Source organism: Winogradskyella wandonensis (assembly GCF_004346845.1).
Classification (GTDB): domain Bacteria; phylum Bacteroidota; class Bacteroidia; order Flavobacteriales; family Flavobacteriaceae; genus Winogradskyella; species Winogradskyella wandonensis.
This window is the reverse complement of sequence record NZ_SMGI01000001.1, coordinates 509514-535873: the sequence shown is the minus strand read 5'-3', so window position 1 is coordinate 535873 and position 26360 is coordinate 509514. Positions and strand designations below refer to the sequence as shown.

At 35.2% G+C, this 26360-nt stretch carries 26 protein-coding genes and 1 other RNA gene; 12 read left to right on the top strand and 15 right to left on the bottom strand.

Annotated features, from left to right (window positions below; genetic code table 11):
* Positions 1-34: 34 nt before the first annotated feature.
* The 6 genes from DFQ05_RS02475 to DFQ05_RS02450 form a co-directional block, all read right to left on the bottom strand.
* Positions 35-649: a GAP family protein gene (locus tag DFQ05_RS02475; protein WP_158281887.1), complete on the bottom strand. Its 615-nt coding sequence runs from the start codon at positions 647-649 to the stop codon at positions 35-37.
* 186 nt (positions 650-835) lie between these two features.
* A complete protein-coding gene (locus DFQ05_RS02470; protein ID WP_132703236.1) occupies positions 836-1291 on the bottom strand; it encodes a hypothetical protein in 456 nt (151 codons plus the stop codon).
* A 15-nt stretch (positions 1292-1306) separates the two neighbouring features.
* Positions 1307-2713, bottom strand: a complete 1407-nt coding sequence (gene lpdA, locus DFQ05_RS02465; protein ID WP_132703234.1) for a dihydrolipoyl dehydrogenase — start codon at positions 2711-2713, stop codon at positions 1307-1309.
* Between the two features lie 350 nt (positions 2714-3063).
* Positions 3064-4659 carry a S41 family peptidase gene (locus DFQ05_RS02460; RefSeq protein WP_132703232.1) on the bottom strand — a complete coding sequence of 532 codons (1596 nt, stop codon included), beginning with the start codon at positions 4657-4659 and terminating at the stop codon, positions 3064-3066.
* Positions 4660-4765: 106 nt separating this feature from the next.
* Entirely contained in the window at positions 4766-5392 is a 627-nt protein-coding gene (locus DFQ05_RS02455) for a CPBP family intramembrane glutamic endopeptidase (RefSeq protein ID WP_132703230.1), read from the bottom strand.
* A gap of 1 nt (position 5393) precedes the next feature.
* A complete protein-coding gene (locus DFQ05_RS02450; RefSeq protein ID WP_132703228.1) occupies positions 5394-5852 on the bottom strand; it encodes an Lrp/AsnC family transcriptional regulator in 459 nt (152 codons plus the stop codon).
* Positions 5853-6013: 161 nt separating this feature from the next.
* On the opposite strand from DFQ05_RS02450, the gene DFQ05_RS02445 reads away from it, so the two are divergent.
* Positions 6014-7228, top strand: coding sequence for an aminotransferase class I/II-fold pyridoxal phosphate-dependent enzyme (locus DFQ05_RS02445; protein ID WP_132703226.1), 1215 nt, complete (start codon positions 6014-6016; stop codon positions 7226-7228).
* An 8-nt stretch (positions 7229-7236) separates the two neighbouring features.
* On the opposite strand, the gene DFQ05_RS02440 is transcribed toward DFQ05_RS02445, so the two are convergent.
* Positions 7237-8271 (bottom strand): metal-dependent hydrolase, encoded by a 1035-nt coding sequence (locus DFQ05_RS02440; RefSeq protein WP_132703224.1) that lies wholly within the window; start codon positions 8269-8271, stop codon positions 7237-7239.
* A 141-nt stretch (positions 8272-8412) separates the two neighbouring features.
* On the opposite strand from DFQ05_RS02440, the gene nhaC reads away from it, so the two are divergent.
* The 4 genes from nhaC (at position 8413) to DFQ05_RS02420 (ending at position 11320) form a co-directional block, all read left to right on the top strand.
* Entirely contained in the window at positions 8413-9882 is a 1470-nt protein-coding gene (nhaC, locus tag DFQ05_RS02435; protein WP_132703222.1) for a Na+/H+ antiporter NhaC, read from the top strand.
* A 212-nt stretch (positions 9883-10094) separates the two neighbouring features.
* Positions 10095-10739 (top strand): peroxiredoxin, encoded by a 645-nt coding sequence (locus DFQ05_RS02430; RefSeq protein WP_132703220.1) that lies wholly within the window; start codon positions 10095-10097, stop codon positions 10737-10739.
* A gap of 12 nt (positions 10740-10751) precedes the next feature.
* A complete protein-coding gene (locus DFQ05_RS02425) occupies positions 10752-11060 on the top strand; it encodes a thioredoxin family protein (protein ID WP_132703218.1) in 309 nt (102 codons plus the stop codon).
* 2 nt (positions 11061-11062) lie between these two features.
* Complete coding sequence (locus DFQ05_RS02420) at positions 11063-11320, top strand: DUF6952 family protein (RefSeq protein WP_132703216.1); 258 nt, start codon at positions 11063-11065, stop codon at positions 11318-11320.
* Between the two features lie 63 nt (positions 11321-11383).
* Here DFQ05_RS02420 and DFQ05_RS02415 read toward each other — a convergent pair whose 3' ends face one another.
* Positions 11384-11854, bottom strand: coding sequence for an ankyrin repeat domain-containing protein (locus DFQ05_RS02415; RefSeq protein WP_132703214.1), 471 nt, complete (start codon positions 11852-11854; stop codon positions 11384-11386).
* Positions 11855-11924: 70 nt separating this feature from the next.
* A complete protein-coding gene (gene katG / locus DFQ05_RS02410) occupies positions 11925-14147 on the bottom strand; it encodes a catalase/peroxidase HPI (RefSeq protein WP_132703212.1) in 2223 nt (740 codons plus the stop codon).
* A gap of 267 nt (positions 14148-14414) precedes the next feature.
* Here katG and DFQ05_RS02405 point away from each other — a divergent pair, with 267 nt between their 5' ends.
* Together DFQ05_RS02405 and DFQ05_RS02400 are read left to right on the top strand one after the other, a co-directional pair.
* Entirely contained in the window at positions 14415-15134 is a 720-nt protein-coding gene (locus tag DFQ05_RS02405) for a hypothetical protein (protein WP_132703210.1), read from the top strand.
* A 61-nt stretch (positions 15135-15195) separates the two neighbouring features.
* Entirely contained in the window at positions 15196-15432 is a 237-nt protein-coding gene (locus tag DFQ05_RS02400) for a putative signal transducing protein (RefSeq protein WP_132703208.1), read from the top strand.
* A 66-nt stretch (positions 15433-15498) separates the two neighbouring features.
* On the opposite strand, the gene DFQ05_RS02395 is transcribed toward DFQ05_RS02400, so the two are convergent.
* Positions 15499-17124, bottom strand: coding sequence for an ABC-F family ATP-binding cassette domain-containing protein (locus DFQ05_RS02395; RefSeq protein ID WP_132703206.1), 1626 nt, complete (start codon positions 17122-17124; stop codon positions 15499-15501).
* Between the two features lie 128 nt (positions 17125-17252).
* Between DFQ05_RS02395 and DFQ05_RS02390 the strand changes: the two genes are divergently transcribed.
* Entirely contained in the window at positions 17253-18725 is a 1473-nt protein-coding gene (locus DFQ05_RS02390; RefSeq protein WP_132703204.1) for a TlpA family protein disulfide reductase, read from the top strand.
* 33 nt (positions 18726-18758) lie between these two features.
* Here the strand turns inward: DFQ05_RS02390 and fsa are convergent, their stop codons facing one another.
* The 4 genes from fsa to ffs form a co-directional block, all read right to left on the bottom strand.
* Positions 18759-19412 (bottom strand): fructose-6-phosphate aldolase, encoded by a 654-nt coding sequence (gene fsa / locus DFQ05_RS02385; RefSeq protein WP_132703202.1) that lies wholly within the window; start codon positions 19410-19412, stop codon positions 18759-18761.
* A gap of 128 nt (positions 19413-19540) precedes the next feature.
* On the bottom strand, positions 19541-19948 hold the full coding sequence (locus tag DFQ05_RS02380; protein ID WP_132703200.1) for a hypothetical protein: 408 nt from the start codon (positions 19946-19948) through the stop codon (positions 19541-19543).
* Between the two features lie 43 nt (positions 19949-19991).
* Positions 19992-20795 (bottom strand): SDR family oxidoreductase, encoded by an 804-nt coding sequence (locus tag DFQ05_RS02375; RefSeq protein ID WP_132703198.1) that lies wholly within the window; start codon positions 20793-20795, stop codon positions 19992-19994.
* An 85-nt stretch (positions 20796-20880) separates the two neighbouring features.
* Positions 20881-20979: signal recognition particle sRNA small type (gene ffs / locus DFQ05_RS02370), an RNA gene on the bottom strand.
* Between the two features lie 136 nt (positions 20980-21115).
* Here ffs and DFQ05_RS02365 point away from each other — a divergent pair.
* The 4 genes from DFQ05_RS02365 (at position 21116) to DFQ05_RS02350 (ending at position 24964) form a co-directional block, all read left to right on the top strand.
* Entirely contained in the window at positions 21116-22093 is a 978-nt protein-coding gene (locus DFQ05_RS02365; RefSeq protein ID WP_338419694.1) for a glutaminyl-peptide cyclotransferase, read from the top strand.
* Between the two features lies 1 nt (position 22094).
* On the top strand, positions 22095-22478 hold the full coding sequence (locus tag DFQ05_RS02360) for an acyl-CoA thioesterase (RefSeq protein WP_132703194.1): 384 nt from the start codon (positions 22095-22097) through the stop codon (positions 22476-22478).
* Positions 22479-22562: 84 nt separating this feature from the next.
* Complete coding sequence (locus DFQ05_RS02355; protein WP_132703192.1) at positions 22563-23312, top strand: hypothetical protein; 750 nt, start codon at positions 22563-22565, stop codon at positions 23310-23312.
* Between the two features lie 74 nt (positions 23313-23386).
* Positions 23387-24964, top strand: coding sequence for a hypothetical protein (locus DFQ05_RS02350; RefSeq protein WP_132703190.1), 1578 nt, complete (start codon positions 23387-23389; stop codon positions 24962-24964).
* Positions 24965-25082: 118 nt separating this feature from the next.
* On the opposite strand, the gene DFQ05_RS02345 is transcribed toward DFQ05_RS02350, so the two are convergent.
* Positions 25083-26357 (bottom strand): serine hydroxymethyltransferase, encoded by a 1275-nt coding sequence (locus DFQ05_RS02345; protein WP_132703188.1) that lies wholly within the window; start codon positions 26355-26357, stop codon positions 25083-25085.
* Positions 26358-26360 lie beyond the last annotated feature (3 nt).

Sequence of the window (26360 nt, the reverse complement as noted above, 5' to 3'; positions counted from 1 at the left end):
GTAAGATAAAACGTACATAAAGTTTTATTAATTATTAAATCATTAAGACTATGAGGAAGGAAAGAACAATTATATTAATGAGGTAACCATGAGTATTCAGCCAAATATTAGTTTTTTCTAGTTTTTCTGGTCCACTTTGGCCTAAAGAAAAATATATAAATAATGGCAGAAGTGCAATAGATAGAACAGCTCCAAAAAACGGAAGAGCCTCTGTAAACAAACTTGCATTAGTATTTAAAAGATTACCGATAGTTAGTGTAATAGCTATATCTGTTGGCATTAATGCGATGAGACAAAAACCAATTATAAAAATTTTACCTAATGAAGCAGTTGAAATACCTTTCATCCATTTTGGCGGTTCTGTTATCTTTTTACGATTTACGATAGAACGTATAATTAAAGCTACAAATACTACAATTAAAATGTGCTTAATTACTGGTCGACCACCAATAGAGATAGTATGAAAATTAAACACACGTGCTAAAGTGTAATACAAATAGGTTGATAATACCAAAGCAAGCATAACGGCAAGAATGTAAATTAAAGAACTTTTAACGGGGTCTTTTCTAGTAATTAATAACATTCCAACCAAAATTTGTGGTCCTAACATCACTGTAAGCGCTAGCGGGATGATTGCGATATCTGTCATGCTTATTTTAAGGCGTTTACAAGGTAAATACATTATTAGCCCTATTTGTAAAGGCTAAATCGTAGTTTGCGAAGTTAAAACTTTTTTATAAGAGGCGTTTAGGTATGAAAAGACTTGGCATTTAATAAAAAAGCGAATCTTAGTGATTCGCTATGTATTCAAATTGATTATCGATTACTGGTAGTTTTAATTTTGATTAGTTCCTAAATCGTAGAAAAATTTAAACAGTTTACAAGAGTCTTCTTTACCTAAATAATTTATTAAATATTTACTAACCTCTGAATTAGAATCGTCCATTTTCTCTTTTAATGCTTCATTTTTCGTAGCAGAAGCGTCGCACCTCTGAAGTTTTATTAAAAAAGGAGATTCCTGCATAGATTGAAAAGATTCCATAAAAGCCTGCTTCTCTGCATCGCTTTCCTCAGCCAGAACTTTAACAACATACTCCTGCATCTTTTGCTCGCCCTCTGAAGCATAAATAGTTATAGCTTCTATAGCTTTTGGATGCAACTCCTTAAGAACATTATTAAAACAGTCGCAAATCTCAAGCGCGTAAGTTTCTATTTCTTCTTTTTCATCTTGAGACACTTGACCAAAAGACAGAAAAGGGATAATTAATAGAGCGGCTAGTAATATCTTCATAGTGAATTTTAAAATTTAAACATGTAATGCTCTATCATCAGTCGCAGCTAATGCCGCTTCTTTAATGGCCTCGGCAAATGTTGGGTGTGCATGAGAATAACGCGAAATATCTTCGGCAGAGGCTCTAAACTCCATAGCGGTTACGGCTTCGGCAATTAAATCGGCACAACGTGCTCCAATCATGTGTACACCTAAAACTTCGTCAGTAGTTTTATCCGCCAATATTTTTACAAATCCATCGATATCTCCACTAGCACGTGCACGTCCTAAAGCTCTAAATGGAAACTGCCCTACTTTATAGTCTACATTATCTGCTTTTAGTTCTTCTTCTGTTTTACCAACAGCAGCAACTTCTGGCCATGTATAAACCACACCAGGTATTAAGTTATAATCGATATGTGGTTTTTGGCCTGCTAAAGTTTCAGCAACAAACACGCCTTCTTCTTCAGCTTTATGAGCTAACATGGCACCGCGCACAACATCTCCAATGGCATAGATATTAGACACTGATGTTTGTAAATGCTCATTTACTTCAACCTGACCTCTATCATTAATTTTAACGCCTGCCGCTTCAGCATTTAAGCCGTCCGTATATGGACGACGACCAACAGAGACTAAGCAGTAATCGCCTTTAAACTCAACAACTTCGCCTTTTTTGTTTTCGGCTTTAACAATCACTTCGTCACCTTTACGCTCGACAGATTGCACTTTGTGAGACATCATCATATTACACTTCGCCTTTTTAAAGACTTTGTTTAATTCTTTAGATAAACCTGCATCCATGGTTGGCAAAATACGGTCCATGTACTCGATTACTGTAACGTCGGCACCAAGTCTGTAATACACTTGACCAAGCTCTAGACCAATAACACCGCCACCAATAACAATCATGTGTTTAGGTACTTCCTTAAGTTTTAAGGCTTCTGTAGAAGTTATTATGCGCTCTTTATCTAGCTTTATAAAAGGTAAGTTACTTGGCTTACTTCCTGTAGCTATGATGATGTTTTTTCCTTCAATCGTTTCTGTAGAACCATCATTTTTAGCAATATTTACATGCGTAGCATCTTTAAAAGATCCTAAACCTTCGTAAACATCGATTTTGTTTTTCTTCATTAAGAAATCAATTCCGCCAGTCGTTTGGTCTACAACCGATTGCTTACGCGCAATCATTTTTTCTAAATTCACCTTGATATCTCCAGGAATTTCAATGCCGTGGTCCGCAAAATGCTTGGTTGCTTCTTCATAATGATGCGAAGAACTTAAAAGTGCTTTACTAGGAATACAGCCTACATTAAGACATGTACCACCAAGTGTTGAATATTTTTCGATTATTGCGGTTTTCATTCCTAGTTGTGCACAACGGATTGCTGCAACATATCCACCAGGACCAGAACCTATAACTACGACATCGTATGAATTCATAAATTTTGTATTTGTGTTTAAAAAAGAGATGCTTCGACAAGCTCAGCAAGACATCTTAACTGTGCACAAAAATACAACTTAGAAAAAGATTTACGAATTTTGAAATGGATATTTATTGATGTTTACAGAGTGAATTACAGAAATATTTTGACACGAATTTCACGAATTTTCACGAATGTTTTCTTTACGGCTTAGCGCTTTTGCGACTTTTCGAAAACTACAATACTTAACTTTAGAGAATTTATGCATAGATACTGTGAAAAGCTTGACACCAATCTCACTAAATTTTCACTAACACTTTTACTGAAAATTTATTTCTGTTACTGCGACTGTCTACTGCTTACTGATTACTACTTCTTACTCTCAATATCCTTTAAAACCCATTCCAATTCTGGGTCGATATTATTTAGACGGTCTTGGTAGGTTGGAATAATCTCTACATCTGGTTTTACACCGTAACCATCTGGCTCTATTTTAAACTTACTATCGATATGCATTAAACCAATTCTAGCGCGGACTTTGGTATTTGGCAACTCATAAACTTTGTAATAGCCCGCAACTGTTCCGTTGTAAGCGCCACCAGTTTCCTCTCCTACAAAAGTGGCTCGGTTACTTCCTTTAAGCTGTGTAGATAAGATTGAAGATGCCGAAAATGAGTTTCCATTAATTAACACATACACGTTACCTTTAAAATTAAGTGGATTTGGCTCTCTTTCCTTTGCTGCTTTAAATTTGTAATACAACTGCCCATCTTTTTTGCTTGTCCTTAGCAAATTATGCACGACAATAAATGGCGACAAAACACTATAAAAAACCTTCTGCCCAACGGAAGATGTATTACTCATTGCTGTTTTAAGAATAGGAATTCGACTGTTAACTTCGCTTTTATTAATCAAAGTGAAGTTTTCATCCGTTAAATACGAATACAAAGTCATGATTTCGTTAAGGCGTCCTCCAAAATTATCTCTTAAATCTATGACTAAATCTTTTGTATCTAAAGAATCCAGCATTGCAAAGGTTTCTTCATAGAAATCTTTGTATTTACCATTACTAAAACCTCTAATTTTTAGTAAGGCTACAGTACTATCTTTACCAACAAAAGAGAGATTTCTGTTGTTTAATTTAGTTGTGTAATTGTAACCATATTTCTGTCGGTCTTTGCGTTGTTTCTTTGCTTTAAGTTTTTTTGCTTTCTTTTCAGCTTTGGTTAATTTTTTCGGCTTAATTTCCTTTAAAGAGTCTAGTTTTATGGAGTCTTTCTCGGTTTTCTTCTTAGCTTTTGGGATGCGCTTGTATTTTTTGAAAAATGTAGAATCTTCATTTTTCAACTTTAGCGTAATACTATCAAAACGTCCAATATCGCGATTGTAATAACCAAAGAAACGCTTACCCGCAACACGTTGATGAAAGGTGATATTATAACCGTCTGAGGCTATAGTTTTCTTGAATTTACGAATTAAATCTCGCGGATTTTTACCATCTACTTCAAGAATTTCAGCGTGTAATAATAGAGAGTCGTTTCCTCTTGCTCTACTTATAATAAGTGCATCATCGACATACTCAGTTTCAAGATTATTGATATCAAATTTTAGTTTATTATTTGCCTTTCGTTCTTGTTTATTAAATCGTTTTGAAGGTGGAGATACGGACATATGACCTTGCCCCACATACTTAGTCACTTTAGCTAACGCTTTATAAAAATCACGGCTGGTCATTGGCTTATCTATCGCCGCTTTAAGACTATCAAATTTATAATCTAAAGTTTCTTTTGGCGTAAATTGATACAGACGTGGATGAAGTCGTTTAAGTTGTTTATAAACTGCATCTACATCGTCTTGTAAGTCTTCGACAGGATGTAACTTTGTTACAGCTTCATTATAACTTTCTATACTTCCGCAGGAAAATATTAGAACAAAAAGGCTAAGTAGTAGTAATAGTTTCTTCATCTTTCTTTTGAATTTATATCTGTATTGTTTTTAAATTGAAAGCCTAAAAATAAGTGCTCTACTCTTAAGACGTCAATTATTTAACAATGGTTGCCTACACAACAAATTAAGTTGGAAATCCAAGCATTTCTCCCATACCAACTGTAAACAACCAACAACCATAGATAGCATGCTCTATAGACACTAGAACAGTTGACTTGGTTTTATTGAAAGTTAGTGCAAACAAAAGCCCTCCAATAAATGTTAAAATCATAACCATCGTATTCTTAAAGAAAATATGTCCTAATGAAAATAAAGCAGCATTAATAAACAGAAATAATGTTTTATTCTGAAAAAGACTGTCGTATCGCTTAAAAAAGAACGTTCTATAAATTAACTCTTGTGGATAAACCGAAAAAAACGAATACACAAACACAATGGCAATCCAAAGTAATGGTTTATTAATTACGACTACATAAAGATTCGTTGAGTCATAAAACCACATATATATGTGAGTGAGCACTGCTATAATTGCTAGTTTTATAATCGTATCTCTCCAAAATTGCTTCCAATTGAGTTGTCTTGAAATTTTTAGTCCAATCCTTTCTATCCTAATTAATACAAATAAAATGTAGACAAACCCAACGAAGCCAACGATTAGTTTTAATATAAGCGCATAATCTAATGCGAAACTAACCGGCACCAACACGAAGGCGATGAACAGCTCTAACGACTTATAATTCGTGGTTTTCATCTTAAACTGAGATTGTTGTGGTGTGCTTAACCTCGTTAATTACAAACATACTATGTGTACTACCAATATGATTTATCTTAGTTAACTTTTCCACCATAAATGTTCTGAATTCCTGCATATCCTTAACCAAAACTTTTAAAATATAATCGTAATCGCCACTAATATGGTAGCATTCGAGAACTTCTTGCAATTTTGCAACTTCACGCTCGAACTTTACGACATAGTCTTGTGAATGTTGCACGAGTTTAACATGGCAAAATGCTACAAAACTTTTGTCAACGCGCTCTTTATTTAGTAATGCAACGTAGTTGTTAATAACTCCAAGATTTTCTAGTTTCCGTATGCGCTCGTAAACAGCAGTTACCGAAAGCCCTAAAACGTTAGATAAAGCTTTATTAGTTTGTTTACAGTCTTTTTGAAGTAGTTTTAAGAGCGTTTTATCTGTCTGGTCTAGATGCATAGGCGAAAAATTTTCGTTAATATTTAAATAAAACAGTATAAATTTAGATAATATGATTAAATAATCAATTAAAAACAGATTTATTTACTATAAAATAAAATATCGGTTGATTTTTATTCTTATTCTACTGAATTTTACATATCAATTTAAACTCTACAATCATGGCTTTTAAACCCGCAAATAATATTCAAGATTTACAATACTTCGGAGAATTTGGAGGTGTCAATCCCTCAATTTCAGATTCTTCTACCTATACTTTTTTGTCCGCAAAAACAATGTTTGATACATTTGAAGGTAATGCGGAAGGTTGCTATCTCTATTCGCGTCACTCCTCGCCTTCAAACCTATATTTAGGTGAAGCTTTAGCTGCTATGGAAGGTACAGAAACAGCCACAGTCACAGCGTCTGGTATGGGAGCAATTACACCTGTTCTTTTACAGCTCTGCGGAAGTGGTGAGCATATAGTTAGTAGCCGAACAATTTATGGCGGAACTTATGCATTTCTTAAGAATTTTGCACCAAGATTAGGCGTTAGCACGTCTTTCGTTGACATCACAAAGTTAGATATAGTAGAAGCTGCTATTACACCAAAAACTAAAGTTTTGTACTGTGAATCTGTTAGCAATCCGCTTTTAGAAGTTGCTGATATTAAGGGCCTAGCAAAATTGGCAAAAAAATATAATTTACAATTGGTAGTCGATAATACGTTTTCGCCTTTATCCATTTCACCAAAAAAATTAGGCGCAGACGTTGTAATTCACAGCTTAACCAAATTCATTAATGGTACAAGTGATACTGTTGGCGGTGTAGTCTGCGGGACTCAAGAGTTTATAGACCAATTACGAAATGTAAATGACGGTGCTGCCATGCTCTTAGGTTCTACGATGGATAGCTTACGTTCGGCTTCAGTATTAAAAAATCTAAGAACGTTACATATTAGAATGCAACAGCACAGTAAAAATGCAAGCTATCTCGCAAAAAAGTTTGAAAATGCTGGACTAAAAACTGTATATCCTGGCCTAGAGTCTCATCCATCACACCAATTATTTAAGTCTATGATGAATCCTGAATATGGCTTTGGTGGCATGCTTACTATAGATGTTGGCTCATTAGATAAAGCCAATACACTTATGGAATTAATGCAAGAACGAAATCTAGGTTACCTCGCTGTAAGTTTAGGTTTCTATAAAACATTATTCTCAGCTCCAGGAAGTTCTACGTCTTCAGAAATTCCTGAAGATGAACAAGCCGAAATGGGACTGAGCGACGGATTGATAAGATTCTCCATTGGTTTAGATGCTGATATAGAACGTACTTTTGATATGATGCATCAATGCATGACTGAACTTGGTATTTTAGAAACTGAAATAGCCTAGTTAGAATGTTATTTCCCTTTTAAACGGTCTATCATAGCTCCAAAAACAGAAGAGAACGATGCGTCTTCATTAATTTCTGGCCGATTATTTTTTAAATCCCAACGCCCGTTATTGTTAAATACACGAAACGTAAATAATGATGTTTTTGCATCATTAGGGTCAAGTAGTGGATAACGCAAATCGCTATAGATAAACTCATTTTGGTTTTCAGAAGGTCTAATACTGAAATAGTTGTTACTAAACCATGCTAAGGTTGACAAGTCTTCATCCGACATTGGCAAAAGCTCATGCTGTTTATCTATTTTAGCCCAATCGGTAATTACTTTTTTGTTGTCTAATAACGAATAGAATGCAACGTAATATGCCGTGTCATTTTCGGCAACACCATACCAGAGAATATTATTAAAAATAGTAGGTTGCGTCTGAAAACGTTTAAATTTAATAGCATTAGTTTCTAATGATGATCTATAAACCGAACTGACGTAAAACTTATTAAAAACCGTCAATAGTAAATAAACTGAACTTACTATAACACCTGTTCGCCACCATAATTTTCTTTTAATTTGTGTGCGCTTAAAAAACATAAGTACAATGAGGCTAATGAGAAAAGGTATTGTGTAAAGCGGGTCAACAACGGCGATAGTATTAAATGCCACCCTGTAATCTGAAAAAGGCGAAAATAGCTGTGTGCCATATGGTGTAAAGCTATCTAGAATGGGATGTGTAAATAGCGACCAAAAAAATAGTTTTTGCCAATCTTGTAATATTGTAGTCTGTTTTCGTTTTCCCTTGTTATAGAGCTTAAAAAATAGCCATCCAAAAGTAAATGCACCAATGACTGAAAATAATATAGAATGCATAAATCCACGATGAAAGGCCATTGCCTGGATTTCGTTACTATGCAATAATGCGCCAACAAAAACATCAAAATCGGGTATTGTACCGCCAATAGCCCCAAACAACAAAGCCTTATTGCCAATCTTTTTCCCTAAAACCGCTTCTCCACAGGCGGCTCCTAGCACAATTTGAGTTAGTGAATCCATCGCTTAACGAAATTACAAACTACAACCTCTAAAAAACTACAAATTGTCAAAAAAGTATTGTTGAAGAAAAGCTTTGACCAGAATTTCAATTTGCATATCGTTCTTCAAAATCGTAACATTACGCAACTAAACTAATAACAAATGCAAGACCAAAACGATAAGAACTTTAAAGCCAATGACCAAAATATCGTTACCAATAAAGAACTGAATATTTGGGAAGCATTGGTGCCTGTAATTATTTTAATGGCACTTTTAGCTTATAATATCTTTTTTGTTGATGGTCAAGAATGGTTTGGGGCATATACAAATCAAATCATATTACTTATTGGTGGTGGTGTAGCTGCTGGAGTTGGTTTCTTTAATAAGGTCTCTTTTAGTACAATGGTCTCTGAGATTTGGGAAAATCTTAAAAGTGTATTTGTACCGATATTAATTTTATTTTTAGTTGGCGCTCTGGCAGGAACCTGGTTAATAAGTGGTGTTATTCCTGCAATGGTCTACTACGGTTTACAAGTACTAAGTCCAGAGATATTTTTACCCGCATCGGTTATTATCGCAGCCATAATTTCGATAGCCACAGGTAGCTCTTGGACAACTTCGGCAACAGTAGGTATTGCTTTAGTGGGTATTGGTACGGCACTAGGTATTTCACCTGGTATGATTGCTGGAGCTGTAATATCTGGCGCCTATTTTGGTGATAAGATGTCACCCTTAAGTGACACTACAAATTTGGCTCCTGCAATGGCTGGCACCGATTTATTTACACATATTAAATATATGTCTTTAACTACTGTGCCCACAATAGTCGTTACGCTTATTGTATTTGGAATCATTAGCGCATCGATTGAACCAACAGGAAACGCCGATATTAGCAACTTATTGACTTCAATTAACAACACCTTTAATATAACACCATGGTTATTTCTTGTTCCTATTGTAGTTATCGCCTTAATATTGGCTAAAACCAAACCTCTAATAGCGCTACTTTCTGGCGTAATTTTGGCTGCGATTTTCGCATTAATTTTTCAGCCAGAAGTTTTATCTAAATTGTCGGACTCTAACTTTTCTGCCATTATAAATGCCATTTTAACTGATACATCGGTTGCAACCGATAATACAGCTTTAAATGAACTGTTTAGTTCTGGTGGTATGAATGGCATGTTATGGACTATATTTTTAATCATATGCGCTATGGTATTTGGTGGCATTATGGACGGAATAGGTGCATTATCAAGAATAACAAATGCCTTGTTGTCCGTTGCATCTAGTGTATTTGGATTATTCGCCAGCACAGTGATTAGCTGTTTGGGCTTAAACGCCATTGCATCAGACCAATATTTAGCCATCGTTATTCCTGGTAAAATGTTTAAAAAAGCTTATGAAGATAAAGGTTTAGCGCCCCAAAATCTAAGTCGTACATTAGAAGATTCAGGTACGGTAACCTCTGTTTTAATTCCTTGGAATACGTGTGGTGCTTACCAGAGTGGTGTACTTGGGGTTGATGTTTCGCAATACTTCTTCTATGCTATTTTTAACTGGTTAAGTCCTTTTACAACACTACTTTTTGCTGCTTTTAGAATTAAAATAAAAATGTTAAAAGAATCGAAGTAAGAATCTGACAAAATTGGCTACTCTTTTTTGCTAATCTTACAATTTTAACACTATTAAATTATCATCTTAACAGGTTTAATGCTTTAACACTAAATCTATTGCAAACCCTTATTTTACAATAAGTATTTCCTATTCACCTATCCTTTTATAAGGCGTGTTTTAGTTGTAATTTTGCACTTTAATAATAAATCAACAATTTAAAACGTAAAAATATGTCATTTGTAGGAAAAAAATTCCCAAATATTAGTGTAGATGCTATGAACGAAATGGGAGATACATTTAAAATCAATGTATTAGAAGAAGCAAAAAAGAACAATAAAAAAGTTGTATTATTCTGGTACCCAAAGGACTTTACATTTGTTTGTCCAACAGAATTGCATGCGTTTCAGGCAGCATTAGGAGAGTTCGAAAAAAGAAATACAATCGTAATTGGTGCGTCTTGCGATACGCCAGAGGTACACTTTGCCTGGTTAAGCACGTCTAAAGACAATGGAGGTATTGAAGGTGTTACGTATCCAATCTTAGCCGATAGTAACAGAAACTTATCTAGTATCTTAGGTATTTTAGACATTACTAATGAAGTTTACGACGAAGAAACTGGAACAGTTCAAGTAGAAGGTGATAACGTAACTTATCGTGCTACTTATATTATCGACGAAGAAGGTACCGTACAACACGAGAGTATTAATAACATGCCTTTAGGCAGAAACGTACAAGAATATATTCGTTTAGTAGATGCTTTAACACATGTACAGGAGAAAGGCGAAGTTTGTCCTGCAAATTGGGAAGAAGGTAAAGAAGCAATGCAAGCTAACGCAAGTAGTACAGCGCAATATTTAGCTGCACAATTAAATTAAGATTAATAAGCTATGATTCAAGAATTAAGTCAAGATAATTTGCAAGACATCGTTGCAGAAAACGATACTGTTGTTGTGCAGTATTCTGCATCATGGTGTGGCAATTGTCGTATTATGAAGCCAAAATTTAAAAAACTAGCTTCAGAAAATGAGAATACGGTTTTTATTATCGCTGATGCCGAAAAGTTTCCTGAAAGTAGAAAACTAGCAACAGTTGATAATCTGCCAACCTTTGCAACATTTAAGAAAGGTGAATTTAAAAACCAAGTACAAACTAACAAGTTCGAGGTTTTAAAAGACTTAGTTGCCGAAGCTATTTAATTATGAAGTTACCTGTTATTAAACATTTGACGCAATTTATCAACGAAAATGACGAAGATTTTGTTGTCGAAACGATAGAAACTCTAGAAAACTTAACCGAAATCCCTTCTCTTAAAGACGAGGAGTTAGATGTCATCGGTGAGTTAATTTCTAACATGTATGGTGCTCTAGAAGTAAATAAAATGATTAAAGAAGGAACACCACAAAAAGACGCTTTAAATAGTTTTATGCAACGCGTCATGGGTTCGATTGACAACTAATTATCTATCGCTAAACAAAAAAGCCGCTGGTCACTTAGCTGAGTCGAAGTGTAGCGGCTTTTTTTATTTAAGAAATTCTGCAATTGCACTATATCCTTTTTCACTAGCATAATCCTTTGCTGTCTTACCAGAGTTATCTTTAATAGAAACATCGGCTTTATGCTTTAATAAAAGTTTAACTACAGCTTCATGATTATACATTACGGCATAAATTAATGGTGTTACGCCTTCATTATTTGTAGCATTCACATCTGCTTTATAGTCAATAAGCTTATTCGCTAAAACAGCATTACCTTTAAAACAAACACCTAGTAAAGCTGTATTTCCTGATGCATCTTTAGCATCCACATCTGCTCCGTGCGCTAACAAAATATCAGCTGCGCTTTCATTACCAAAATACGTGGCAAATATCAACGGCGTAAAACCCCTAGCATCTTTGGAATTAACCACATTTGGACTATGAGCAATTTGAGCTTCTAATCTATCGTTAAAACCCTTTCTAATCGTATCGAAAAATAGTTCTGTAGCATTCATAATAAACAGTTAATAAAAAAAGGAATGTATCCGTTAAAGATACATTCCTTTTTTGTTAAGTTACATCGGTTTATTTAATATCAAAACGGTCCGCATTCATCACTTTAGTCCAAGCAGCAACAAAGTCGTTAACAAACTTTTTCTCACCGTCTGAAGCACCATAGACTTCACAAACTGCTCTTAATTCTGTATTAGAACCAAAAATTAAATCTGCACGAGTCCCTTTAAATTTTACTTCGCCCGTTCTGCGGTCGCGACCTTCGAAATGTGTTTCTGCGTCCGAAGTTGCACTCCACGTATATGTCATGTCTAAAATATTCTTAAAAAAGTCATTAGATAGCTCACCTACACTATCGGTAAACACACCGTATTCAGAATTATCATAATTTGTACCTAAAACTCGCATACCACCAACAAGTACTGTCATTTCTGGTATAGTAAGCGCCATAAGGTTGGCTTTATCTACAAGTAAATCTTCGGCTTTTACATCTGCGTTGGCGTTCTGATAATTTCTAAAACCGTCACCTACTGGTTTTAAGTAGTTAAATTGTTCTATATCTGTCATTTCTTGAGTGGCATCGCCACGACCAGGTGCAAAAGGAACTTCAATATCGTGCCCAGCTTTGCGTGCGGCTTCTTCAACACCAGCATTTCCTGCCAATACAATTAAATCTGCAAGAGAAATTTCGCCATTAAATTCGTTTTGAATACCTCTATAAACATTTAGTACTTTCTCTAATTCTTCTGGGTTATTAACTTTCCAACTACGCTGAGGCTCTAATGCTATACGCGCGCCATTAGCACCACCACGCTTATCAGAGTCTCTGTATGTCGAAGCGGATGCCCAAGCCGTTTTAACCAGTTCTGAAACTGATAATCCAGACGCTAAAATCATTTTCTTTAATGACTCTATATCCGAGTCGCTCAAGGTATAATTAACTTTAGGCACTGGGTCTTGCCAAATTAAGTCTTCAGCTGGCACTTCTGGACCTATATAGCGGTCTTTTGGCCCCATATCTCTGTGTGTGAGTTTAAACCATGCACGGGCAAAAGCATCTTCGAAAGCTTTATGGTCTTTATGAAAACGCTTAGAAATTTCTAAATAAGCAGGGTCTGTTTTTAAGGCAATGTCTGCGGTTGTCATCATCAAGGCTTGCTGTCCTTCTCCACCAGCTCTAGGTGCCATACGCGCCTTAGATTCGGCAGTAGGTGTCCACTGATACGCTCCCGCCGGACTTTTAGTTAACTCCCAATCGTAGTTTAAAAGCACATCAAAATAATCGGCATCCCATTGTGTTGGATTTGGCGTCCATGCACCTTCAATTCCTGATGTAATTGCATCTTCTAAAACGCCTGACTGGTAACTATTTTTCCAACCTGTGCTCATTTCTGCCATTGTTGCACCATGAGGCTCAGCACCTACATATTTACCTGGGTCTGCCGCGCCGTGTGCTTTTCCAAAGGTATGACCACCAGCAACTAAGGCAACAGTCTCTTCATCATTCATTGCCATACGACCAAAGGTTTCGCGCACATCGTGTGCAGAACCTATTGGGTCTGGATTTCCGTCTGGTCCTTCTGGGTTTACGTATATCCAACCCATCATCACAGCTGCGAGTGGGTCTTCTAAATCACGTTTTGTAGGGTCTTTTTCACCATCGTAACGTGCGGCATTTTCTCCCCATTCGGTTTCGCTTCCCCAATACACATCTTGCTCTGGTTCATAAATATCTTCGCGTCCTCCGGCAAAACCAAAGGTTGGGAATCCCATTGACTCTAGAGCCACATTTCCGGCTAATATCATTAAATCTGCCCAAGATAATTTAGCACCATATTTTTGCTTTATTGGCCATAATAATAAACGTGCTTTATCTAAATTACCGTTATCTGGCCAACTGTTAATTGGTGCAAATCGTTGGTTGCCTGTACCTGCGCCTCCTCGACCATCACCAACTCTATAAGTACCAGCACTGTGCCATGCCATACGAATCATTAATCCGCCGTAATGTCCGTAATCTGCTGGCCACCAATCTTGCGAATCGGTCATTAAGTTGCGTAAATCTTGCTTTAATTCGTCGTAGTTAATACTGCTAAACGCTTTTGCGTAATCGAAATCTTCACCATAAGGGTTATTTTTCTTAGCATGTTGACGAAGAATATTCAATTTTAGCTCATTAGGCCACCAATCTCTATTTTTGGTACCATGACCCGCACTATTCTTTTGCTTCCCGCTTAAAAAAGGGCATTTGTCTGCATTGCTGCTATTAATGTCGAAATTATTCTTGTTATCCATAGGTGTTAGTTTTAAAATTCGATTTTTTAAGATTTCTAAAATTATTAAATAATGAAGCTCCTTTTATAAAGTGACATATTATCTCTTTATTTTTTTATAAGTGTTTTCTATAGTAGATACATTTACGATTGCCTATACAAATCTTATAATCGAATTTTGTTTAACCAATCGTTTATATTCTCCCATAAATTTAAGCATTAATTAAACACGAATGTTAAAGACTTGCTCGCTATTATTTTGATACGTACTTTTATAAATAAAAACGCTATGTTATTGAAAAAGACAAACATTGAGGAGAAACTTAAGCGCTTAAAAGAGAAAAATAAATCCCCAGAATCCATTTTAGAAGCTGTAAAATCTATTTTAGAAGAAGACAATAATCTCGAAGCAAGGATTGAGGATACACTTTCTAATGGGCGCGCAAATGACAGAAATGCTTTTGATTTCGATTTGCTAGAAACAGAACATATCTATCATTTAGACGATATTAAAAAAATATGTATTGATTATCGTCTCCGCTTTTTAGACTCGCGCTTTTTTAAAGGCAAGCTGCCTTACGAAGCAATTACAAAAATTAAAGACTTAGAAAAGAAACATAAAACCGAATTAAAAGGTTTTAAAATTATTGCACCTTCTAAACTTTTTAAACTCGAAAATGCAGACGACCCGCTTCTTTTTGCACCAATAGGAAATGGGTATTATTATTTGGTACACAAGTGGGGAAATGACCTTAATCCTTTTAGAAAGCTATTGATGTGGCCTTATAAAAATTTCGGTAATCTTATTTTTACTGTTTTTTTAGTAAGCATTTTGGCTACAGCCTTATTTCCTGAAGGTGTTTTTTCTAACAAACCAAATGCGTCACAGGCAGGAATGATTTTCTTTTTTATTTTTAAATCGATAGCTGCTATTGTAATATATTATGGCTTTGCTGCTGGAAAAAACTTTAATCACGCCATCTGGAATAGTAAATATTTTAATGCTTAGTAATATGTAACATTCTGATATTTTTTGTAACTTATATGATATAATTTTAAATCGTTAGGTTATGGATACTTCAGAATTTGTGAAAGTTTACGGCGGGAATTTTATTTTAGTAACACGGGTTAAAGCTGAACTTGAAGCTGCGGGAATTATCCCTATAATAAAAGATGAAGGTGAGTCGCAAAGACTTGCTGGCTACGGCTCTATAAATCAAGGATTCCAAGAAGTTTTTGTGAATAACGAAGAATTAAATAAAGCACTTGAGATTGTTAACCGTGTTGTTTCAGAGATGCAGGCATAAAAGAAATTTTAAATAAAAAAAGGAACATCAAAATTGATGTTCCTTTTACTTTTCTTGCAAATTGGTTTATGCCTCAACAGCATACATCTTTTCGCGTTGCTCCTTAATCTTTTTGTCACTCATATACTCATCAAACGTCATATAACGGTCTATAACGCCATTTGGGGTTAACTCTATAATACGATTACCTACAGTTTGTGCAAACTCGTGGTCGTGTGTGGTTAAAAGCACAGTGCCTTTAAAATTAGTTAATGAGTTATTAAATGCTGTAATACTTTCTAAGTCTAAATGGTTGGTAGGCTCGTCTAACATCAATACATTAGCACGCATCATCATCATGCGACTTAACATACAACGAACTTTTTCGCCTCCGGATAAAACATCAGCTGTTTTAAGTGCTTCTTCTCCACTAAAAATCATTTTCCCAAGGAAACCTCTTATGTTTACTTCCTCACGCTCTTCTTCGGTTTGTGCCCATTGACGTAACCAATCTACTAAAGTTAGCTTTTCCTTAAAATATTCGCTATTGTCCAGCGGAAGGTAAGATTGTGTTGTTGTAACGCCCCAATTAAACTTACCTGAGTCTGCCTTTTCTTTTCCATTTAAAATTTGGTAAAACGCGGTAGTGGCTCTAGAGTCCTTAGAATAAACAACCACTTTGTCTCCCTTAGCTAAGTTGATGTTTACATTTTTAAATAAAACTTCGCCATCTAAACTTGCTGATAAGCCTTCAACATTTAAAATTTGGTCACCGGCTTCACGGTCACGCTCAAAAATAATAGCAGGATATCTACGACTAGATGGTTTAATGTCTGCAATATTTAGCTTATCAATCATCTTCTTACGACTCGTTGCCTGTTTAGATTTGGCAACGTTAGCCGAGAAGCGGCGGATAAACTCTTCTAATTCTTTCTTCTTTTCTTCGGCTTTTTTATTCTGCTGCGCACGCTGTCTTGCTGCCAATTGAGATGACTCGTACCAAAACGTATAGTTACCAGAGAAGTGATTGATTTTTCCGAAATCTATGTCAGAAATATGTGTACAAACGGCATCTAAAAAGTGACGATCGTGAGATACAACGATTACACAGTTATCGTAATTTGCAAGGAAATTTTCTAACCAAGAAATGGTTTCGTAATCCAAATCGTTGGTAGGCTCATCCATTATTAATACATCAGGATTTCCAAAAAGGGCTTGTGCTAAAAGCACACGAACTTTTTGTTTACCATCTAAATCAGCCATTTGGGTATAGTGTAAATCCTCTTTAATCCCCAAGTTAGAAAGCATTGCGGCGGCATCGCTATCGGCATTCCAGCCATTCATTTCTTCAAATTGCACTTGAAGTTCGCCTATTTTCTCAGCATTTTCATCTGTATAATCCGCATAAAGGGCATCGATTTCAGATTTCAACTTATACAAAGGTTTGTTCCCTTTTAAAACTGTTTCTAGTACTGTATCCTCATCGTGTTTGTTGTGATTTTGCTCTAATACAGACATGCGCTTGCCTGGCTCTAAATGTACATGTCCAGATGTTGGGTCCATTTTTCCGGCTAAAATCTTTAAAAATGTAGATTTTCCAGCACCGTTTGCGCCAATAATGCCATAACAATTACCATTGTTAAATGTGGTATTGACCTCGTCGAACAAAATACGCTTTCCAAATTGTACAGAAAGGTTAGAAACTGATAACATATATAGGTGTTTTAATTGGCGGCAAAAGTAGAAAATTTAAGTGATTAGATGAAATATAAACCAATGATAGTAACATTTAACGCAGCATTAACAACGCAAAACCTTAGCAACACATATTTTTGTCTCTAATGATAACAGAAAAACTACATTTTAGATTTTTACGATTTGCCCTTCTATCTGTCACGCTATTTAGCATGGTAGGTTGCAGTGATGCGTCAAAAGCAAAGGGCAGCAGTACTTTTTTTGGTGGCGAAATCATTAATCCTAAAGGTGAAGATGTCATTCTTTATAACAGAAGAATTAAACTTAGTGATACGCTAAAACTAGATAGCAATAACCGTTTTAGTCACAAGATTGAAAATTTAGAGCCAGGTGTTTACACGTTTTGGCATGGTGGCGAAATACAATTTGTTATTCTTGAGCCTAATGATAGTGTTATGATTCGCTTAAACACTTATGAATTTGATAAATCTCTGGTATTTACAGGCAATGGCGCAAAAAAGAATAATTATTTAATTAAAACATTTTTGAATAACGAAGACAAGTCTAGAAATCTCGTTAAATATAGTCAGAACAAAGCACCTGAAGATTTTGAGACCTACATCGATGACCGACATGAAAAGGAACTAAATGAATTTGAAGCGTTTAAGGAAAAAAATTCAATATCTAATTTTGCTAGCTCTGTTATAAAAGCCAATATCGACTATCACAACTACGCGGACAAAGAAATTTATCCGTTTGCCTACTTTGGTGAAAATAAAATGGTGCATCTTAAAGATTTGCCAGAAGGATTCTACGACTTTCGAAAGAACATTGATTATAACGCGAGTCATTTAAGTGATATTTTTGCTTACAACCGTTATTTGTTTTTTCATTTTGATAATCTTGCTGTTACGGATTACTACCAAAACAACACATTTCATAGTAAGTTTAATAGACATCAGTTGTCTTATAACAAAACAAAACTAAACCTAGTAGATAGTTTGGTTACTGACGAAATCATTAAAAATAATCTCCTAAAGTACAAAACAAGAGAGTTTATTAATCATAGTAAAAACCAAGACGAGGTAAACGAAATAATGGCTTCTTATCTTGCTAAAACCACAAGTGAAGAGGACATAAAATACCTTAATGGGTTAATTGCTTCTCTTAACAATTTACAACCTGGTAAAGGGTTACCAGATTTGATAGTTATTGATGTCGAAGATAAGGAATACACAATAGCTGAGATTGTAGATAAACCTACGCTTATTTATTTCTGGTCTACAAATAAAAAAGAGCACTACAAAAATAGCCACTACCGTGTAAAAGAATTACAAACAGAATTTCCTAAAATGGGTTTTATGTCTATAAATATAAACGATAATCCAGACAAGTTTTGGAAAGAAACCATTAATAAGTACAATTTTAATTTAGGAAACGAGTATCGTTTTAAGAATCCAAAAGAAGCTTTAAAAACGCTGGCAGTAAACTACCTCTACAAGGTAATTATCGTCGATAATAAGGCTAATATTGTAAACCCTAATGTAAATATCTTTAGTGAAGATTTCGAGACACTCCTTAAGGATATGATACAAAAAAAGGAACTTGTACTTAAGTAAAAGTTCCTTATACACTTTAAACAGTATTCTCTTTTAATTTCCCTTTTTGTAGTCGGCCAAAAACTTTTCTAAACCAATATCGGTTAATGGGTGTTTTAGTAAGCCAGTAATAGAGCTTAGTGGTCCTGTCATTACATCTGCGCCTAGTTTTGCACAATCTATAACATGCATGGTATGTCTAACAGAGGCTGCAAGTATTTCGGTATCGAATGCATAATTGTCATAAATGTGTCTAATCTCTGCAATTAGGTTTAATCCATCAGTAGAAATATCATCTAAACGACCAATAAACGGCGATACATACGTAGCGCCTGCTTTAGCCGCTAACAACGCCTGACCAGGAGAAAAAACAAGAGTTACGTTTGTTTTAATACCTCTGTCCGAAAAATACTTACATGCCTTAACACCATCTTTTATCATTGGTAATTTTACGACAATCTGGTCATGTAATTCTGCCAGTGCTTCGCCTTCTCTCACCATACCTTCAAAATCCGTGGAAATCACTTCAGCAGAGACATCACCATCCACGATATTACAGATATCTACATAATGCTTCATAATGTTATCGTGTCCTGTAATACCTTCCTTTGCCATTAAAGATGGATTGGTTGTAACACCATCAAGAATTCCCATATCTTGAGCTTCTTTTATCTGGTCTAGATTGGCTGTATCAATAAAAAATTTCATGTAATTTTAATTTGAATTGTTGTGTTTTTAATTGTCAGCGAAGTTACAATAAATACTAATCTTTGATGACTAAGCGTTAAAAAGAAATTAACTTTTAGTCAACAGCAAAAAAACCACATCTCAAAAATTTATTCATTAACAACCAAAGTAAAATCTGTTCTAGCGTAGTCACTACAAGTTGGACTTGAGTCGTACACACCATCTTCAAAACGTTCTACTGAGAGAAATACTGTAAATTCAAATACACCAGCTTCTTCTGGCACTCCTAAAATCTCTAAACTTCTTGAAAGAAAAACGACATCAATGCCTTGTGGAAAGTCACCAATAACTTCAAAAAAATAATCAAAAGAATTGTCGTTAACGGCGTTATCTACCTCTGCAGTAATACGTTGGTAGTATGGTTCGTTTAGTGTGGCGCTAGCAATACTTGTTTCGTTAATCTCGGGCTCAAGCCCAAAAAGACACTCTAGCTCCTCGTGACAAGACATTAAGGTAAAAAAAGAAAATAATAACAGAAAGGTAGTTTTTGATTTCATGACTGATGTTTAAAACATCATTCACAAAAAATATACCAAATCACTATAGGTTATAATGATTCATCAGCAGGCGCTCATAAACCTTATCTGGGAGGATTCGCTTTAAAACAATAGAAAATTTTTGCATAAATGCACCAACCTTATAATGAATTTTTGGATGTGTGGTGTTTATAATTTTATAGATAACCTTTGCTACCTCATCTGGATTTCCCCCGGAATCGACATGCGCATCCATAGTTTTTAGGGTATCTCCATATTTTTCTTTATACGGAGAATTGTCTAAAACTGGAGCATGATAGCGGCCAGCAGCTATATTAGTTGCAAAATCTCCAGGTGCAACATTACACATGTGTATGCCAAATGATTTTGTTTCCATCCTAAAAGCCTCGGTTACCAATTCTAAAGCACCTTTACTTGCACTATAAGCGCCACGGTATGGCAGGCCCATATATCCTGCAATAGAGGTAATATTAATTATTAACCCACTTTGTTGCTTGCGCATGTTAGGCAAAACAGATTTAATAACACTAATAGGTCCAAAGAGATTAGTTTCAAAATTTCGTTTTAGTTCTTCATCAGGAATTTCTTCCATCGGCCCAGTTATACCAGCTCCTGCATTATTTATCAAAACATCAATTGTTTCTGTTGTTTTTAATATGTTGGTTATACAACTAGTTATAGTTTCTGGTTTAGTAACATCTAAAGCCACCAAAGGAAATTGGCTATCTGGATATCTATCTGGATTACGACTTGTTCCATAAACTTGGTATCCTTTTACTACTAAATAATTCCCTATAGATTTTCCTATTCCAGAAGAACCACCAGTAATTAAAACAACTTTAGACATATTTTAAAAGCTTATAAGTTAAAAGTACAAAGTTTCTAAAAATAGAAATAATCTCTACTATAAAACCTTGACTTTAGGGTACAAAAAAAGGCAAGCTACCTACATCACACCGCTACGACCATTTACCTTTGCTTCGTTCCCGACCTGGAGGATTCAACAGGAGCTGGTTGTGTAGGACTTGCCCAGCGGCAAAGATACAACCTTTTAATACTTTCACAATATTTTTTAATCCTATTTTTTATAAATATCTTGCCAAAAATAACAGAACATTTATGTATAAATTTAAATATTTCATTGTCATCCTATTAAACCTTTTTTTAGTGAATTGCGCTAGTGAAAAGCCGTTCTTTTCTGTAAAAACTTCAGCAAAAAATAATACGATAAAATTAGGAAGCACCGTAAAGCTCTCTCTTAACAATCCAGAAGGTGTAAACATAAATTCTGTAGTTTATAAATTAAATGGAGAAATAGTTTCTGAAACTTTAAGTTTAAAGAATGTGAAACTAGGTAAACAAGATTTAATTGCCGAAGTTATTTCTGGGAACGACACTGTCATTGCCAAGAGTAATTTAATAGTATTAAACAATAAACGTCCTGATTTATACACCTACGAAATTGTAAATACCTATCCGCACGACCCTACATCTTACACGCAAGGTTTAGAATTTTATAAAGGCGAATTGTACGAAAGTACAGGGCAATACGGCCAATCTAAACTTAGAAAAGTAAATTATGAGACTGGAGAAATTCTTAAAAACGTCGATTTAAAAAGCGGCTATTTTGCCGAAGGTCTCACTGTTTTAAACGATAAAATTTACCAATTAACATGGCAAGCCGATACGGGTATTATTTACGATGTAAATACGTTTGAAAAGCTTGGTATCTTTAGATACGACTTAAGTAAAGAAGGCTGGGGTTTGTGTAACGATGGTAAGGATTTATACAAATCTGACGGCACGGCAAAAATTTGGAAATTAAATACAACGACCTTTACCGAAGATGATAAAATTGAAATTTATACAGAGAAAGGCAAAATTGGCCGCCTAAACGAATTAGAATGGGCAAACGGAAAAATCTATGCTAACATTTACGAAAATACAGGTGTTGCCATTATTAATCCAGAAAACGGAGCCGTAGAAGGCGTTATAGACTTTACACCTATCACAACCCAAATATCTAATTATTCCTCTAACGATAATGTACTTAACGGTATTGCCTACAACTCTGAAACAGACACGTTTTTTATCACTGGCAAACGTTGGGACAAATTATTTGAGGTAAGAATTACTAAGAAATAATTTGCAAATATTTACAAAAGAAATAACAGTATCCAAGGAAGATTTAGACCAACTAAATCATGTAAACAACGTCCGCTATGTACAATGGGTACAAAATATAGCAGAATCCCATTGGCTACAAAACGCTTCGAAAGAAATTCTTGAAAACTACTATTGGGTATTAGTTAAACATACGATTGATTACAAAGGGCAAGCCTTTCTTGACGATAAAATTATGATTAAAACATATGTAATATCGTCCGAGGGCGTTACTTCAACTAGAAAGGTAGAAATGTTCACTAATGAGAAACTAATTATTCGTTCAGAAACCAAATGGTGCCTTATAGATGCTAAATCCCATCGTCCAACCCGTATTATTAAGGAGATTTCCGGATTATTCAATTAACATTATCTTAGGTTAAAGTTTTTTAAAATAGTAGTATCACTTCGTAATATTAAGCGTTCTTGCATTTTAACTAACCATGCACTCATGTTAAAACAGATTAGCTTCTTTTTTCTTTTAATTACATCGATTTACAGCCTTAGTCAAAACGTTAACGGTATTGTTTACGATGCAGAATCTAGAGTAAAAGGTGTAAAAGTTCTTAATATTACTCAGAAAATTTTAACTACAACTAACGACCAAGGCGAGTTTACTTTAAAGGCTAAGATTAATGATACGTTATCATTTCAGTCTATATTTTATAAGCCCATTTTTACCATCGTAAAGCCTGATTATTTTAAAAGTACCTATGTTTTTGAATTACAAAAAATAGTAAACGAATTAGAGGCCGTAAACATAAAAGATAAGCCTAAAGAGAAACTATTTGGCGAAAAAGCGTTTAATGCCAATTTAAAGGACGTCATTGCATTAGATAAAAAGAAAGAACCACAGAAGTACAACGCAGCGCCTAAATATGGACTGGACTTTATACAAGTTGCAAAACTCATCGGAAAGTTATTTAAAAAGAAAAAAAGAGACGTACCAAACACCTTAAAATACAATCAGTACAAGTTACTTTTTGAAGAAAATAATTTCTTCACAAAAAAAATGCTAACCGAAGATTTAAAGATTCCTGAAAAATACCATTCCTTATTTTTTGAGTTTTTAGAAGAAAAATCCATTCCAGAATCGAAATTAAACTACAATCAAAGACTTCAGCTCTTAAATGATTTTACGCTCTATAGCGAAGAATTTTTGCTAATCGTTAAAATGGCCGAAGACGAAGTTAAGAATTAGCAATTCTTTTAAGCACTTATACTAAAATCTTATTCGAAAAGTTATATTTTTAGCCTAAACTAACTTTTGGATTTATGAAGCGACTGCTAAACGTCTTTATCTGTTTTGGAATTTTAATTCTTTGGAGCTCTTGCCGTAACGATTTCGAGTTTACGCCTAGCACAGGAAATCTAGAGTTTGCAAGAGACACAGTGTATTTAGATACCGTTTTTAATAATATTGGCTCAAGCACTTATAATCTAAAAGTTTATAATCGTAGCGACGAGGATATTGTTATTCCGACTATTCAACTAGAGCGCGGTATCGCATCATTTTACAGACTTAATGTAGATGGCGGAACAGGCAACGTAGGCACTCCCGAAGAAGGAAAATTTTTCGAAAATGTAGAACTTTTGGCTAACGATAGTCTTTTTATTTTTATTGAAACAACCATAGATATTGCGGCACTTCCTGCTATAAATAATGAGTTTTTATATACTGATAGAATTCTCTTCGATGGCGGAAGTAATCAGCAAGATGTAGATTTAGTTACCTTAGTAAGAGATGCCGTATTTATCTATCCCGATTTTCAAGGTAATAGTACGACCTTCGAAAATCTCAATTTCGATGTCGACGGTGATGGTAATATAGATGAGACTACCTTGCCTGGACGTTTTCTAACCGATGATGAACTCACATTTACCAACGAAAAACCTTATGTCATTTATGGATATGCAGCAGTTGATGAAGGTAAAACATTGACTATGGAAGCTGGAACTCGGGTGCACTTTCATGCAGATTCAGGAATTTTAGTGACTAATAATGCCACCTTAAATATTAATGGTTCAGTAAGTTCGGACCAAGAACTCTTAGAAAACGAAGTTATTCTTGAAGGTGACCGCTTAGAGCCAATTTTCGAAGATGTCCCAGGTCAATGGGGCACTATTTACCTTTTTAATGGCAGTGTGAATAACACCATTAACCACGCTACAATTAAAAATGCGACTATTGGTATTTTAGCTGAAGGTAATGATAATGCACCTACCGATAAACTAACGATAACAAATTCCCAAATTTACAATACAAGTTCTTTTGGAATTTTAGGAAGAGCTACATCCATTTCAGCAGAAAATGTAGTGATTAACAATTCCGGGCAATCCTCTTTTGCAGGAACCGTTGGCGGAAAATACAATTTCACGCATTGTACAATTGCTAATTATTGGAATAATAGCTTTAGGCAATTCCCAGCGCTTTTACTTAACGATTTTGCACAAGTAGACGAGTCTTCAATTACAACAAATCCATTAATTGAAGCTAATTTTAATAATTGCATCGTTTACGGAAATGACAATCCAGAATTTATTTTAGACCAGCAAGGCGATAATTTCAATTTTAAATTTACAAACTGTCTCTTACGTTTTGACAACGACAATTTAGAGGGAACGACCAATTACATTTTTTCTGATGACACTTATTATGATAGTAATATCTTTAATGTAGACCCAGATTTTAAAGCGCCTTTCGAAAATCTTATGAATATAGGAGAAGACTCAGGAGCCAACGGCATTGGAAGTACATTGTTTTCTACTCAAGTTCCTTTAGATTTACTAAATACTTCAAGAGCAGCTGCACCCGATGCAGGTGCCTACGAAAGCGTGGTTTTTGATGACTAATCCTAAATTAATCTCGTCTTGTTATGCTGTCCCGAAACTTCGGGACTGATTCAGCATCCAGTCATAAAAAAAGCCTTTCCAATTGGAGAGGCTTTTTAGATATATAACAATCTACTTATTAAGCATTAAACAAAGGTCTATCAGACATTAAAGCATTAACCTTTTCTGCAACAGCTTCTAAAACTGTTTCATTTTCGTGATTCATAATAACTTCGTCTATCAAGTCTACTACGTAAGCCATATCACTTTCCTTTAGACCACGCGTTGTAATCGCAGGTGTACCAACTCTAATTCCCGATGTTACAAAAGGAGATTCCGTGTCATAAGGGACCATGTTTTTGTTTACTGTGATATCTGCCCTTACCAAAGCTTGTTCAGCAGCTTTTCCTGTAATATTCTTATTGCGCAAATCAATTAACATCATGTGGTTGTCTGTACCTCCAGAAATCAGATGATAATCTTTGGCAACAAATGCTTGTGCCATAGCATCGGCATTACGTTTTACTTGCAACATGTAATGTAAAAACTCATCTGTTAAACATTCACCAAAGGCTATTGCCTTAGCTGCAATGGTATGCATTAAAGGGCCGCCTTGATTACCTGGAAAAATACCAGAGTCTAACAAACCAGACATTTTTTTAGGGTTTCCGTTTTTAAGTTTTAGTCCAAATGGATTATCAAAATTCTCGCCCATCATTATTAACCCACCACGAGGTCCACGCAACGTTTTATGAGTTGTTGTCGTTACAACGTGGCAATGCGGCATCGGGTCATTTAAAATACCCTTTGCAATTAAACCCGATGGATGTGATATGTCTGCTAAAAGCAAAGCACCAACATTATCAGCCACTTCTCTAAACTTTGCAAAATCTATATCTCTAGAATAGGCAGACGCACCTGCGATAATTAATTGTGGCTTCTCTTTTTCGGCAACATCAGATAACATCTCATAATCAATATAGCCAGTATCTTTCTTTACGCCATAAAAGGTAGGACGATATAATTTACCGGAAAAATTTACTGGCGAACCGTGTGTTAAATGGCCACCATGAGACAAATCAAATCCTAAAATCGTATCTCCTGGCTTTAGACAGGCATGATAAACCGCTGTATTTGCCTGACTTCCAGAATGAGGCTGTACATTGGCGTAAGCAGCCCCAAATAACGTTTTTGCGCGTTCTATGGCAATAGTTTCAACTTCGTCTACAACTTCGCAACCACCATAATAGCGTTTGCCTGGATAACCCTCGGCATATTTATTTGTTAAAACTGAGCCACAAGCTTCCATAACTTGAGGACTTGTAAAATTTTCTGACGCTATAAGCTCTATACCCTCGGTTTGACGCTCTCTCTCGGCTTCAATTAATTCAAAAATTTGTTCGTCGCGTTGCATATA